The organism is Chryseobacterium wanjuense (assembly GCF_900111495.1).
Lineage (GTDB): Bacteria > Bacteroidota > Bacteroidia > Flavobacteriales > Weeksellaceae > Chryseobacterium > Chryseobacterium wanjuense.
In genome coordinates, this window is the sequence record NZ_FOIU01000001.1 from 1,769,208 (window position 1) to 1,783,615 (window position 14,408).

The following is a 14,408-nucleotide window of genomic DNA, read 5'->3' on the forward strand; positions in this document are numbered from 1 at the left end:
TAACAAAAATAAAAATATACATTTTAAGCACTTGCAGTATCCTGCTCTTTCATGTTGTGCCTATATTGGATATTTAACAAAAACTTAGGTTAAAAGAAAAAGGAAAAACAACTATAATTGCTTTTCCTTTTGTCATGAAAATAAGATATTGTAGAGTTATTTTTTCACAAAAATACTGTGCGGAATGAAGATCTCGTCTCCTTCTCTGCCGTATTTTGGTACGATAAATCCTTTGGGTTCGTAGCGGTTGGTTCCGGAATTGTAATACCAGTTTGCACAGCCGCTGATCTGCAGTTTAATATGATAAATATGATTATAAGCTTCTTTCTGAAAAGGTCCGAAATCCGGAAGTGACCGATGCAGCTCGTCGAGTTCATTCGCATAAGCATCATGCAGTTTCATCGCTTCTGTACAGGCATCCTGATAAGAAAGATTGTACTGATGGCTTAGAATAAAGATAATATTCAGGCATTCGGCTTCTATTTCAAGTTCCTTTTTCAAAGAGGCAAAATCATTTTGGATTACAATAATTAAAGAAAGCAATTCCCGGCATCTCTGTACAACAGGATGGTTGTAAATGTGGACAGGCAAAGCAAAATTAACACAAGGATCTATCAAATCCCCGTAAGGCCACATCCCGATGGAATATTTCCGGAAACTCAGATAGTGCGGAAGCAAGGGGTATGTTCTTTTTTCAGCCTGTTTGAAGGGGATTTCCTCCGCCATTCCGTACATGATGAATTCATAGAAATTCTTGGAAACACGTTCTATCCAGAAACGGGGCATTCCGTTGACGATCCATTCCTTTCTTGCCTGTGCCATCTGGCGGAGAATACCGATTTCGCCCGGACTCGGCTCGTCTCCCATCATTATTTCGTAGACACGGTCTGCCATTATTTTCAGTTCATTTCTTGGAGTCAGTCCAAAAAAATCATCAAAAAGCGTAATGTAGATCATCAATCTGGCGCAGGGACGCATTCTTTCGATACTATCGCAAGTCGGATTCATATAAGTGGCCACTCTCGACAGAAACTGTGGTTTGCATCTTTTGATGCCTTCTTCGGAAATAAAAGTATAGTCGCTATCATACCAGTCTTTTTCTTCATCATCAAATGCATTGGCAATAGGACTATTGACTGTTGGCCACGGATAATGGCATTTGGGAACTATTAATTCTTCTCTCATGGTTATATATTTTTAAATAGTTCAATAATAGCTTTTGTATCTTTTGTGGCTAAATTTTTAATGAGTTTAAACAAACTTTACATTAAAGATATTACAGTTGTATTTTATCTGTATTGCTCATTTCCGGCCATGCAAACCCCTCTCCTCCGTGCTTGTATCTTTCTGTTTCTAAGTAAAAAGAATTCACACCCTGCAGCCCAACTCCTGCATAATAGACAAATTTATCTACATGTTCCTGATATTCACCAAATTCACGATACTCGGCATGTAAAGTGAGTGCTTTTTCCAACTCTTTGTGATGGATGTTGAGTGCTTCTGCACAGGCATCCTCCAGCGAAAGATTATATTCCTGCTGCAATACAAAAACGAGGTTGAAAACTTCGGTACCTTTTGCCATTTCTTTCGGCAGGGAATGAATATCATTTTGCCAGGCAACCACTAAGGTCATGTGAGATATCATCTTTTGGAAAACAATATGTTCAAAAATATGTTCCGGTAAGACAAGTCCCGATTCAATCTCTCCGAAAATAAGATATGGGCGCATAAGAACAGAATACTCACGAATCGTTTTGAAAAGGGTAAGAGAAGGCGGTCGCTGTGCTATTTTATAAGGATATTCCAATTCAATTCCATACCTGAAAGATTGATAGAAATAGTAAATAAAGCGTTCTACCCAAATATCGGGCATCAAAGCACGGAATTCATCCCGTATCAACGCCATATGATGATAAAGTGCATTTTCTTCAGGTTTTGGCTGAGCTCCCTTGAGAATGTCCACACAACGAATTCGTAACTGCTGGATTTCCTCTAAGGAAGAGTTTTCTACCTGATCATCAAGAGCAACATACTGAAGCATGAATCTGTTGCAGGGAATAGACTGCTCATAGGTCAGATCCGGCCACATGCGCGCTGTGCACATATGCAATTTCATTTTCTTGTATGTTTTGCGCTGTTTTTCTGTGAGAAAAGTGTAGTCATTATCAATCCATCCGTCCATATCTTTTCCCATTTGTTCTGCATGCGGATTAATAAGGTCGGGCCAGGGATAATGACCGAGTGGCAGGTAATTTTTTGATTTATATTCTTCTGGGTTCATTATTTTTCATTTTTAAGTTTTCTGAAGTGGAAATATTTATAAATTAATATCTCCTTATATTTGGTTGAGTCTTTCTTTTAGTTCCTTTGCTTCCGGAAATTCCATTGCGTTATAACGGCCGAGCTTGGTAGAGATGTTCTTCCAACCGCTCAGAACCATACTCATGTAGTGTACCCAGTTGACCACAGCATCCTGCCATATTCCAAAATCGGGAAGTGAAGACTGGAGTTTTACAAATTCTTTTAAATCTTCATTGTGCAGGCGAAGATCTTCAAGGCAGGCTTCTTTCAGGGAAATGTTTTTTTCGTGCTGTATGACTTTAACAATATTGTAATAAATACTGTCGGTAGCTTCATCTTTCATCACCGATTGTACCTCGTTGAAAAAAGTAACCAGATGGCACGCCAAAGTCTGCAAACGGCAGATCACCGGATGCTCATGGATCTCGGGAGGCAGGATAATCCCAGTCTCTACCTCGGTAAGCTGCAGGAAGGGATAAAGACATATAGAATTTTCGCGTAAAGCAATACATTCTGCTACAGAAGGAAACATTTTGTTCTTTTTGTACTTCAGTTCGGTTTCCAATCCTTTGAAATATCTGCTGATCATCTGTGTAAAACGGGAAATCGATTCCTGTGGGATGAACTGCAGCAATTCTTCCCGCAATGAAGCCAGCATTCCTCCTAAAGGTATTCCCGATTCTGCGGCGGTTATTTCACCATTCAGAACAGCGATGGATCGAGCGTGTACAAACTCAATATCTTCAGGTTCGCTTTCTTCGTAAAGATCATCATTGTATAAAGTCCACAACATCAATCTGCAGATAGGCCTGAATCGCTCCATAGATGCCGTCGGAAACCACTGCGCAGCAATATGTGCCGTTTTGGTTTTCTTATACTTTTTGCGGAGGTCGGGATTTTGCTCGTAGAGCCAGAGATATTCTCCATCAATCCATTGATTTTCGGTAATCTCCTGTAATTGGTCTGCGTGAGGATTTTTTAGTGTTGGAAAAGGGTACCTAAACTGACTGTTGAGCAGCTCAAGCGGATCAAAATTTTCATGGTTCATAATTTGGTGGTTTTTAAGGTTTTAGTTTGATTACTAATATAAATTTTTATTTAATATGATACCACATTATTTCACATTATTTTGAATTTTAATGCAAAAATTTTTACATTTTATAGTATTTAAAGGAAATAAATATTGATAAACATTTGTTTAATATCAGCATCAAATCTCAAAAATCCTGTCTTTTTTAATGAAATTGATGACCTCTTTCACTCCCATTTTTTCAACAGAAAAGACTTAAAAATAAAAATTAATAAAAAATATAACCACCTAGGTATTGAGTATTCTGATTTTAATTTAAATAAAAGATAATGCAACCTCTTTGCTTTAAAAGAAGCTAGTGTTGTTAAGAAAAGAAAATTTAATTTGTCTTAAAACTAAATATCTACGGATGCAGGTGCCTTATCCCCTACTTTTTCGCGGTGCATATTTCCCCAATCGGACATGGCTTCCAACATCGGGTTCATTGTTTTTCCAAGGTCTGTCAAACGGTATTCTACACGAGGCGGAACTTCCGGATAGACGATTCTCTCGATGATCTGATCCTCTTCCAATTCCCGAAGCTGCGTAACCAACATACGTTCCGAAATCCCTTCAATAGATTTTTTTAATTCGCCATAGCGCATCGTATTATGCTTTAATCTGCACAATATGGCGGGTTTCCATCGGCCACCGACAATGCTTAATGCTCTGGCCATACCACAACCGTCGATAATGAGTTTTTCATTGATAGCGTTCGTAGATGTCGTCTTTCTCATTTCTTACTTTTTTGTTAGTACTTAACAATTTCATCAGTACTTACAAATTTATAAATTACCCTCTACATTTGCATAAAAAAAGAAATGAAAAATTTATCAAACAAAATTGCTGTTGTTACCGGCGGATCTCGCGGAATAGGAGCTGCCATCACCCGTAAACTTGCTGCTGAAGGCGCTCATGTAATATTTACTTATCAAAATTCTGCAGAAAAAGCAGAAGCACTGGCCGACGATATTAAAAATAATGGAGGAAATGCCATTGCTTTTGCTGCCGACAGCTCCAACCCTTCTGATTTACAAAACGTTATTGAAAAAACCGTTCAACAATTTGGAAAGATCGATATTTTGGTAAACAATGCAGGAATTTATGTAGGAAAACCATTTGAAAATTATACAGCAGAAGATTATCAATCTACGATGGATGTCAATGTGAGAGCGGTTTTCCTGGGATCTCAGGAAGCTGTAAAACACATGCCGCAAGGTGGCCGCATCATCTCAATTGGAAGCAATATGGCTGAAAATTCGATCGGGCCACAAACTACACTTTATACAATGAGTAAATCTGCGTTACAAGGTTTCACCAGAGGACTTGCCCGTGATCTGGGACCAAAAAAGATCACGGTAAATCTTGTACAGCCGGGACCTATTAATACAGATATGAATCCTGATAATACCGAGTTTGCAGATTTCCTTAGAACCCGTATGGCGACAGGAGAATATGGTAAATCTGAAGATATTGCCAATGCCGTTGCCTTCCTTGCCAGCGAAGAAAGCGGATTTATCACCGGTTCGTTTGTGACTGTGGATGGTGGTTTTAATGCATAAAAGACAGATAAAAGCTTAAAAATAAACAGCAAGTAGTAATTATTTGCTGTTTTTTTATTTAAAAATGTCTAAAATAAATAAGAATTAAAATTCCTGAATCCATTTGATAAGATCTGTTTCCGGGGCAATTCCCAGCTTCTTTTTTAGCCTGTATTTTCTTGTTTCCACAGCACGTAAAGTGACATTTTCATATTGTCCTATTTCTTTATTAGTAAGGTTAAGCCTTATAAAGGCGCATATTTTCAGATCACTGTCTGTAAGATCGGGGTATTGAGACATCAGTTTTTCATAAAATTCAGGATAGACTTCTTTGAAGCGTACAATAAAAAAAGGATCATTATTTTTTGCAAGTTTGATCAGTTGTGGAAATTTGGTATTAATTTTCTTTTTCAACTGAGACGTTTCCTGTGAATGTTTTTCTATTAGCTGGTCTTTTTTCTCTATCAATTCATCTTTTTGTTCAATCAGGTTATCTTTTTTCTTTTGTTTCTCGAGATAAGCTTTGCGAAGGAAATACAGTAAACCTACAAATACAGCCGAAATAACACAAATTAAAATGAAAAGCCTCGTTTTATTGCTTTCTTCCTGTTTTTTTTCTTCGTCTAACTTTTCTACAATGGCATGAAGCACTCTCTTCTCTCCTGCATTGATACTGTCATTCAAAAAGGAATAGTTTTTATAATATTCATCGGCTTTTTCCTGATTATTAAGAGCTTTAAAAGTTTTTGAAATTCTTTCATATCCATTTCTTATATGATCCCTGCGTTTCATTTTCTGAGAAATGGCCAGAGACTGAAAATAATAATCCAAAGCCTTCTGATATTCTTTCTTTTCTGTGTAAAGATCTCCGAAAAGCAGTAAAGTAAGCGCTTTTTGGTCTGCCGGACTTTTTTCAAATAGAGGAATTGCTTTATTCAGATAATATTCTGCAGAATCCAGATGTTTTTTTTCGTCGATAAATCTTCCCGCTGCTTTTACATAAATGATCGGCTCCTGAATAATTTCCAGGCATTTTTTCTGCATACTGTATACAGAATCCATTTTTTTCATGTATTCGAAATTGTACCATTTCCACGTATAGCTGAAATAAAGCTGATGTTTTTTCTTTTTCTGATTCGAAACTTTCAGTGCATAACCGATGGCTTTATCAAGATTTTCATTTCCTTTCCCAAATAAACCCAACAAAGAATAATCTCTGCCGAATTCATTATAAAGCCTTGCATATAAATAAGGATTTTTAGTTTTTGAAATTTCAGATTTGGCTTCTTCCAGATAAGAAATACTTTCTTTATACTGATTAAGCGTGCAGAGAAGGTTTCCCAGATTAATATTTACGGCAATGATTCCTTCCCGATTATCATTTTTCCTGTATTGTTTTAAAGCATTTTGGTTAAAATCTACCGCCTTTTCTATATCTCCTTTTGTTTTATACATCTCGGTAATGCTGTCGAGTTCAAATATACTATACGTCTGTGCCTGATACGGAACCATAAAAAGCACCGTAGACATTAAAAAGAGTTTTATGAAATAGTTTTTGACCATCCTAATGATTTTACCAGAGAATATTTTATGAAAAAATAATAAAAATCTATCAAAACCCAATTTTTTTTCACATTAAATCATATAAAAATAGAATTTTTTTCACTCTACCACTGTACTTCAAAAATATTTATAATTAATTGATTTTAAATAAATTAAAAACATGACGTATAACTGCAGTAGAAGTTTTCCTCTTCCATCAGTATAATTTTGCCCTCACATTTTCATCAATGATACTTCGAAAAAACAGAAAGCCTGTTTTGGAGATACGATTCTAAACACACAAGAAAGAAAAATTTAAGAATGTAAAAAATTTAAGAAATGAAAAAACATGTAATTATTTTACCTGCACTATTAGTTTCAGCCTTTGCCTACTCTCAGGTAGGAATCAATACCCCTGATCCTAAGGCAGATCTAGACATTGTAGGAAATACGCTGGGATTGAAATCCAGTGCAAATTCAGGAAGCTGGGACAATATCTGGCTTCAGGTGGACAGCAGAAAGGCTGCCGTAAATGCTTCAGGTGCAGAAGACGGTCTACAGTTTAATGTCGGAAGCAATAACAAAGGAACTTACGGAGATGACCAAACACTGAAAACCGTAGCTACAATGACGCACAATGGAAATCTGGGAATAGGAACCACGACTCCTCAAAACAGAATAGACCTTGGAAGTGATGCTCCCGGTGCAACCAATAATCCTGCGGGAAAAAAACTCGCGGTCTATAACACCTCAACAGCATCTTCTTTTTACGGATTGGGAGTAAGCTCATATACCCTTCAGATACATGCAGGTTCACCTGCTGATGGCGAACCCGGAATGGTGCTTACCCAATCCGGTAACGTAGGAATCGGAGCACCCTCCCCAAGCTCAAGTGCAATTCTGGAATTAGCTTCTACCAACAAAGGTTTTCTTCCGCCAAGAATGACAACAGCCCAAAGAGACGCCGTGAATCCCAAGCCTGCAGGACTCATGATTTACAACACGACTGTAAACATTATGCAGTACTGGAACGGTTCATCCTGGATCAATTACCAATAATAGAATGATTAATAATAATGTAAACATCAACAGAATGAAAAAAAATATAATTATTCTATCACTATTACTGGTCTCTGCATCCTTTTACTCGCAGGTCGGGATAAAAACACCCGATCCTAAGGCTTCCTTAGACATTGTCGGAAATACGTTAGGAATGAAAACAGGAGCAAACTCAGGAAGCTGGGAAAATATCTGGCTTCAGGTGGACAACAGGAAAGCATCCATTAACGCTTCGAGTGCGGAAGACGGTCTGCAATTTAATGTCGGAAGCAACGGTAAGGGAACTTACGGAGACGATCAGGTATTGAGAACCGTAGCTACAATGACATCTGATGGGAATCTGGGAATAGGAACCACGACTCCTCAAAACAGAATAGATCTGGGAAGTGATGCTCCCGGTGCAACCAATAATCCTGCGGGGAAGAAACTTGCGGTCTACAATACCTCAACAGCATCATCTTTTTACGGATTGGGGGTAAGCTCAAATACCCTTCAGATACATGCAGGTTCGGCTGCTGATGGCGAACCGGGAATGGTGCTTACCCGAAACGGAAATGCCGGAATCGGAGCGCCTTCTCCAAACTCCGCAGCTTTATTAGAATTAAATTCTATAAATAAAGGTTTTCTCCCACCAAGAATGACAACTGCGCAAAGAGATGCCATCAATCCCAAATTAGCCGGGCTTACCATTTACAATACCAGTCTCAACTGTATGCAATACTGGAATACCCAGGCCTGGAAAGGCAGCTGTGGCACAACACCGCCAACACCGGATCTTTCGGCTAACTGTACAGGTTGGAGATTGCCATACAAGACTAACAATCAAAGTGCTACAGGTACTGTAAAAGGGACTTCCCTTACGGCTACTTTTTCAGATTATGGTAATGTAAAACATTCTACTAATGGCCCGAACAGATGCGGGATTAGCTTAACACCTGCAGACATTTACTGGTTGGGTGACGATAGAAGTCAGAATACCAAAATGAAGATTAGATTCAGTCGTGGAGTAACTAATTTTAAGGTAATACAAGCCGGAACACATGCCAGAGAAACGTTCACTTTTACTTTAAAATATAAAGGTGTCGCAGTTTCTCCTACCGTAACGGTTTCCCCGGTGGGAGGATGTAACGATCAGTTCCAGATTACTAAACCAGCCAGCAATCAGGTGGAAGTGAAGTCACTGAATAACTGGAATTGGACAGTGGACGGAACAGGTATTATTTACAATATCGGAGGCGTTTGGTTTGATGAAATTGATATTACTGCACTGGAAACAACAAACCAGCAAAACGGAAGCAGTTTCAATTTTTGTGTAGGAGATGTTTTATAGCTCCTTTACTTTAAAATTTATTTTTAATTAAATAAAATATACAGAAATTCTTCACATAATTCAGTTTTTATTTAGTGTTTGTGGACACAGGGGCAAAATCTTATCAAGCCATACTTATGCCCCTGCTGTCTTTTAAATACAATAACATAAAAGTATGTTCCTGTAAAAAAATACAAATTATATATACAATATCTCAACCTGGCAGGAACTTACAAAAACAAAATTATTCATTTCAAATTTTAGTTAGTGATTGGATTTGGTTTGAGCCGGAAATTTCCTTTGTGAAGTTTCCGGTTTTTTTTATTATTAAAAATTATCATATGAGATATAAAAAAGCCCGCTGTGTGCAGGCTTTTCAACGTATTAAAAAAATAATAAATGTAAACTTCCAAACATTACAATTATTGATGTATCTGTATTTTATTATTAATGAAAACTGAGGGATGTCTCATTAATTTTACAAAAATTCTTGTGTTTTTAGAATCTCTCGGCTGATAGAAGTTTAATTTTTATTTTCAGGTTATCGGGAAAAAATTTAATATGTATCATGTCTCTTTGTTTTTACAGCCCTAATTTCTTTTTCACGGCCTGCATTTCAAGTTCCATCTTTTTGATTTTTATTTTTTGATGTTCTATTTCTGCCTGTTGCTCCTGAATGGCTTTTGTTAAGGCCGGGACAAGTACGGCATAATCCACAGCCCAGGCTTCTTTGCTGTCATCTTTTGGTTTGTGCACCGCTTCGGGAACCAATTTATAAAGATCCTGCGCCAGGAAACCGATTTTATGCTGAGTATTCAATTCGGGATCTACAGCGGGTTTTCCGTTTTTAATCTCTGTATTGTCAGAAATTTCATATTGTTTCGGTTCTAAGGCTAAAATAGTTTTGAGACCATAGTTAATTTCTTTAATCTGAGTTTTCAGACGCATATCGGAAGTATTGACAAAACCTCCTGCTGCATAGACCGTTCCGTTACCGTCGATCCACATGGGCGTGTTGCCGTTGTATCTGTACTTAAACCCGTTGGTACCCAAATAAATCTGAGTAGGCTGAGCCGGATTCAGGGTATTATAGCCACTTAAATCCAGATGACCTGCTGTAGCTGAAATTCTATTTCCACCACTGGTTTCAGATATTTCGGGTCTGTTCATATAAATATCGCCATTCCCATCCACATTCATCCAATTTCCGCCGTTGTAATAATATTGAAGTCCATTAAAACCGACATTAAATTGGGCAAATGAATTATTTCCCCTTAAACTCAAAGGTCCATTAACAGAATTAAAAAAATTGGAAGAAGCTCCGTAAGTATTGATGCTTCCGTCACCATCGATCTGAAGCCTTCTTGTTCCATTAAAGAAATACTCGCCACCGCCGGCTGTGCTTAGTTTGAGCTGTGCGATATTGTTATTTCCGGCTACCGTTAAAGGACCACCCGTATTGTTTATCGTTGCAGCATTGGCACCTCCGTCTGCAGTTCTCGTGGATGAGTTAAGAAACATATTAAGAGTACCCGTAGAATTATTTGTAAACTGTAAAAGTGCAGCGGCACTGGTTCCGGCATTCACATTACCGATTGAGGTAAGCCCGAAATTGTTTACATTACTGCTTAAGTATAACGATTTATCACCATAATTGATGGATGTATTTTGCGAAAGCGTTCCGCCCAGTCTCACATCGGTGCCGACAGCCGTCAATCCGTTACTTGCCGTTACTGCAGTTGTTACCGATGAGTTATTTCCTGATATGTCCCATGTAGAAGCTGCTCCTGTAAGCCCTGTACTAATTAGTTGCAGGCTTTGGTTGGGTGAAACCGTCATGCTGGCGTTTCCGTTAATGGTTTCTGAAGCTGCGGGATTTACTGTAATCGTAAAAGCAGTATTATTTTTAATGGTGTACATTCTCCCTTTGAAATTCCCCTCTCCCGCTATCGCCACCGGTAAGGTAAAAGTAGCGTTTGCGGTTCCGTTGTATGAAATATGGAAATCTGCGGAAGTCATTGCATAGGTTGCAGCAGTGACAGCCGTATATTTTGCGGCCAAAGAACCGTTTACATCCAGCGTAGAGCCGGGTTTATCCATGTTGACGCCGACACTTTGTGCAGAAGCAATACCGTATGAAAGCAATGCTGCAGCTACTGATAACGTAGTAAAATTTTTAAACATGATCTTAGAGTTTTTAGTTAGTATATTTCCTGTATAATTGCTGTCTGAAAATAAAATTGAAACCCCTGTATCCGATGATTGGTACAGGATCTGTTTTAATTATATCGAAAAGCTTAAAAGAGAAGAAAAATGACAATTGTATTCTTTCATGGTGAGGCGTTTTTTATTCTTACAAAGCTAATTTTTCCCTAAGCGTTGAATAAATAAAGTTTGTAGAAATTTTGTTACTTCCCTGTAGTAATATTGCCATTTTTTTGTAGAAAAAATTATACACCAAAGGTGAAACCCATTGAAACCATTTAAAAAACAACAGTTTATAAAATAAAAAAATCCCTGAAGAAAAACCAGGGATTGTATATTGAATGTAAACTATAATTTTAAGCTAATGCAAATTGCTGTGCATTTCTATTAATTCTGCGATGTTCTGAATTTTAATTTTTTTAAAAATATTCCTTTTAATCGTACTTACGGTAGTTTCTTTAATTCCTAACTGGTTTGAAATTTCAAGGTTTCCGCCGCCTTCCGCCAGAAGCTCAAAAATCTGATACTCCCTTTTGGTAAGGCTTTCCAGCACGGGAGTTTCCCTGGAACTTTTTACCAGCTCGGGAATCAGTTGAGACGGATAATGACATCCTTTTTCAAACATATTTTTAATCCCGTTTTTAAGTTCCTGCTCATTGCATTTTTTATGGAGATACCCTTCTGCACCTTTGCGGATGTACTGCAAACCAATGTTCTGGTCATAAGATGTAAATATTAAAATCTTAACATCTTTCTGAATATTTTTCAGTTCGGAAATGATCCGTGTGCTTTGTATTCCCGCCATGCTGATATCAAGAATGACGAGGAAATAGTTGTGATTTTGCAAAGAAACCATCACCTCTTCATAACTTTCTGCCATATCAATGATAAGGTCGGGATATTCAGCTTGTAAGGCTACTGAAATGCCCAGCCTTACCACCAAATGATCATCTGCTATTAAAACTCTTTTATTCATAATGTATTTTTTAAAAGCAGGGATTTAGTAACTGTTTTTGCAAGAATATTTTAGTCAATTTAAAAATAATAAAAAGAAATTTCATTAAAGTAAATTTTTAATCGAATCCTTTATTAGCCTGATAAAATTACTATAATTATTCTCATTTTTAATTTAAATAAAAAAGATTTTGTCTTAAAAACTTAAAATAACCTCTATTTATTTCTGGGATCATCTTCTGAGTGGATATAATTTATTCCCAACGGCCCGGTTGCGCTTACCTGTGTCACATATTCACCGGATTTTGCCCAATGAAAATGTGGCGTATTTCCGGGAAGAGTAATCACACTTCCGGGTGGATAGGCTTTCAATTTTGAAGGGTCGAATTCCTTACCGATCCCGATATAAAACACCCCTGAAATAACGGTATAAATACGGTTTTCAGGATGAATATGAGGCATCAGCTTCAATCCTGCGGGAACTTTTACGCGCACCGTATAAGATTCGGCATTTTTCGGATCACCGACTAACACTGAGAGCCGAGCTTCAGGTGGAAAAGCCGGAAATGACGACCATTGTATGTCTTCAGGAAATATCTCTCCCAACTTAGTTTCTGTTAAACTCTGAGCTTTGATAACGGTTGCAGACAGCAATGCGACAAAAGATACTGTCTGTGCAAATTTGTTTATCTTTTTCATAATGATAAGTATTAAAAATTATACCTCAAAGTACAGCAGTATCCCGCGATGGATTGCGTGACCTATATCACATTTATAAGTCACTGATTTATATCAAATTCATTTATATTAAATAAAAAAAGAGTCCCTGTACAGAACTCTTCATTTCAATGATGAAATATTTATATTAAAAAAAACGATTTTAAGGATTTTGTTCGTATCCCGCTACCTGAATCTGCGATAAAGGAATCTGATACAGATAATCTTTCGTTGTAATGGTAAAATTATAATTAAGATCCGCAGCTGCCTGATTGATCACATCTGCCGCAATATTCCAGCGAACCAAGTCATGCCAGTAAACCCCTTCTCCGGCAAACTCAATTCTTCTCTCTTTACGAAGTGCCGTAGTGAAATCGCTGCCTGAAATAGACGTAGAAAGCGGAGCCAGACCGGCTCTCTGGCGAATTCTGTTCACATACGGAACAGCAAGACCAGTATTTCCTTCATTATTCAAAACTTCTGCATACATTAAAAGAACATCTTCGTACCGAATAACCGGAAAGTTGATCGGCCAGTCGTAGCGGTTGGTCAGGGCAATTCCCGGCTCACGGAATTTTACAAAATAATTGGCATTATCAGGTTGTCCGTTTTGAGCGATAAACTGAGTTTTAACCGTTAACGGGCGTCTTAAATCTCCCGGTTCATAAGCATTGATCAACGATTGGGAAACACCTAGTTCGGCAGAACTGTATAAACTTCCCTGTGCATTATACAAAGGATCGGCAGACCCAAAAGTAGGTGAAACGTAGCTCGGCAGATAAGAACCCTGCGACAACCCGCCACTGATATGCTGGATCTCAAAAATATGGTATTTGTTATCATTTACACTTTTAAACAAATCTGCATAATTCGCTGCAAACGTCACATACTGTCCTTCCACCTGAATCACAGCATACAAATGTTCTTTTGCTTTTTGCAGATAAGAGCTGTTGTTGAGAGGATAGCCGTACCCTGTAAGATACATTCTGCCCAACATCGCATGAGCAGCCGATTTTGTTATTCTCCCTTTATTGCCTGTATCGTAGACATTTTTCAAACCTGCTACAGAGGCCTCAATTTCTGAAGTGATAAAATTATAAAGCGATGTTAAATCCTTTCTTGGTATTGTAGCTGCTTCTTCAGGGCTCACCGGATGGTCTATTAAAGGGACTTTTCCGAAATTGCGCATCAGTTCGAAATACGCATATGCCCTTAAAAAACGCGTTTCGGAACGGTACTGCTCCCTGACCGCCGGATCATTGAAAGGAACGGCATCAATTCTTGCTAAAATATTATTTGCATAAGAAATAAGCTGATAAGCGTCTTCCCAAAGAACCTCCACTTCTTCCGTTGAAGAGGTATCCTGAAAACGATTGATCGCATAATAATCTCTATTTCCGTTTTGTGAAATGGCGTTGAAATTATTGGAACGAACTTCCGATGCCAGTAAATAAAAATTAACATCAAAACCTCCTCTGGATGAAGAATTGATCATTGCAGAATACACTCCCGACAACGCCTGCTGAATCTGTAGCTCGGTGGTGTAAAAAGAGGTCTGCGTAATATTATTTTCGGGCTCCAGCATCAGGTCTTTTTCACAGCTTATTGCTCCTAATGTTAATGTTCCCCAGATTAATGCTTTTCCAAAAGTTTTAAAATTTAATGGAAAAAAAGAAATATTTTTATTGTACGTTGTTTTCATTTTTAAAAT

12 protein-coding genes are annotated in these 14,408 nt (G+C 37.8%); 3 read left to right on the top strand and 9 right to left on the bottom strand.

Annotated features, from left to right (window positions below):
* Nucleotides 1-156: 156 nt before the first annotated feature.
* The 4 genes from BMX24_RS08015 to BMX24_RS08030 all read right to left on the bottom strand — a co-directional run bounded on the left by BMX24_RS08015 (nucleotide 157) and on the right by BMX24_RS08030 (nucleotide 4,107).
* Nucleotides 157-1,185 carry a terpene synthase family protein gene (locus BMX24_RS08015; RefSeq protein WP_089791509.1) on the bottom strand — a complete coding sequence of 343 codons (1,029 nt, stop codon included), beginning with the start codon at nucleotides 1,183-1,185 and terminating at the stop codon, nucleotides 157-159.
* Nucleotides 1,186-1,276: 91 nt separating this feature from the next.
* On the bottom strand, nucleotides 1,277-2,104 hold the full coding sequence (locus BMX24_RS08020) for a terpene synthase family protein (RefSeq protein ID WP_139176778.1): 828 nt from the start codon (nucleotides 2,102-2,104) through the stop codon (nucleotides 1,277-1,279).
* Nucleotides 2,105-2,335: 231 nt separating this feature from the next.
* A complete protein-coding gene (locus BMX24_RS08025; RefSeq protein ID WP_089791511.1) occupies nucleotides 2,336-3,349 on the bottom strand; it encodes a terpene synthase family protein in 1,014 nt (337 codons plus the stop codon).
* A gap of 377 nt (nucleotides 3,350-3,726) precedes the next feature.
* Nucleotides 3,727-4,107 (bottom strand): winged helix-turn-helix transcriptional regulator, encoded by a 381-nt coding sequence (locus BMX24_RS08030; RefSeq protein WP_089791512.1) that lies wholly within the window; start codon nucleotides 4,105-4,107, stop codon nucleotides 3,727-3,729.
* Nucleotides 4,108-4,191: 84 nt separating this feature from the next.
* Here BMX24_RS08030 and BMX24_RS08035 point away from each other — a divergent pair, with 84 nt between their 5' ends.
* Nucleotides 4,192-4,932, top strand: coding sequence for an SDR family NAD(P)-dependent oxidoreductase (locus BMX24_RS08035; protein WP_089791513.1), 741 nt, complete (start codon nucleotides 4,192-4,194; stop codon nucleotides 4,930-4,932).
* Between the two features lie 84 nt (nucleotides 4,933-5,016).
* On the opposite strand, the gene BMX24_RS08040 is transcribed toward BMX24_RS08035, so the two are convergent.
* Complete coding sequence (locus tag BMX24_RS08040) at nucleotides 5,017-6,474, bottom strand: tetratricopeptide repeat protein (protein ID WP_089791514.1); 1,458 nt, start codon at nucleotides 6,472-6,474, stop codon at nucleotides 5,017-5,019.
* Between the two features lie 318 nt (nucleotides 6,475-6,792).
* Between BMX24_RS08040 and BMX24_RS08045 the strand changes: the two genes are divergently transcribed.
* Together BMX24_RS08045 and BMX24_RS08050 are read left to right on the top strand one after the other, a co-directional pair.
* On the top strand, nucleotides 6,793-7,512 hold the full coding sequence (locus BMX24_RS08045; RefSeq protein WP_089791515.1) for a hypothetical protein: 720 nt from the start codon (nucleotides 6,793-6,795) through the stop codon (nucleotides 7,510-7,512).
* Nucleotides 7,513-7,546: 34 nt separating this feature from the next.
* Nucleotides 7,547-8,842 carry a hypothetical protein gene (locus tag BMX24_RS08050; RefSeq protein WP_139176781.1) on the top strand — a complete coding sequence of 432 codons (1,296 nt, stop codon included), beginning with the start codon at nucleotides 7,547-7,549 and terminating at the stop codon, nucleotides 8,840-8,842.
* A 561-nt stretch (nucleotides 8,843-9,403) separates the two neighbouring features.
* Here BMX24_RS08050 and BMX24_RS08060 read toward each other — a convergent pair.
* The 4 genes from BMX24_RS08060 to BMX24_RS08075 all read right to left on the bottom strand — a co-directional run bounded on the left by BMX24_RS08060 (nucleotide 9,404) and on the right by BMX24_RS08075 (nucleotide 14,399).
* The gene (locus tag BMX24_RS08060; RefSeq protein WP_089791518.1) at nucleotides 9,404-11,005 is read right to left on the bottom strand and encodes a tail fiber domain-containing protein; all 1,602 of its coding nucleotides are present in this window, start codon (nucleotides 11,003-11,005) and stop codon (nucleotides 9,404-9,406) included.
* 382 nt (nucleotides 11,006-11,387) lie between these two features.
* Nucleotides 11,388-12,002 carry a response regulator transcription factor gene (locus BMX24_RS08065; protein WP_089791519.1) on the bottom strand — a complete coding sequence of 205 codons (615 nt, stop codon included), beginning with the start codon at nucleotides 12,000-12,002 and terminating at the stop codon, nucleotides 11,388-11,390.
* A 194-nt stretch (nucleotides 12,003-12,196) separates the two neighbouring features.
* A complete protein-coding gene (locus BMX24_RS08070; RefSeq protein WP_228404731.1) occupies nucleotides 12,197-12,679 on the bottom strand; it encodes a cupin domain-containing protein in 483 nt (160 codons plus the stop codon).
* Between the two features lie 181 nt (nucleotides 12,680-12,860).
* Nucleotides 12,861-14,399, bottom strand: coding sequence for a RagB/SusD family nutrient uptake outer membrane protein (locus BMX24_RS08075; protein WP_089791520.1), 1,539 nt, complete (start codon nucleotides 14,397-14,399; stop codon nucleotides 12,861-12,863).
* Nucleotides 14,400-14,408: the final 9 nt, after the last annotated feature.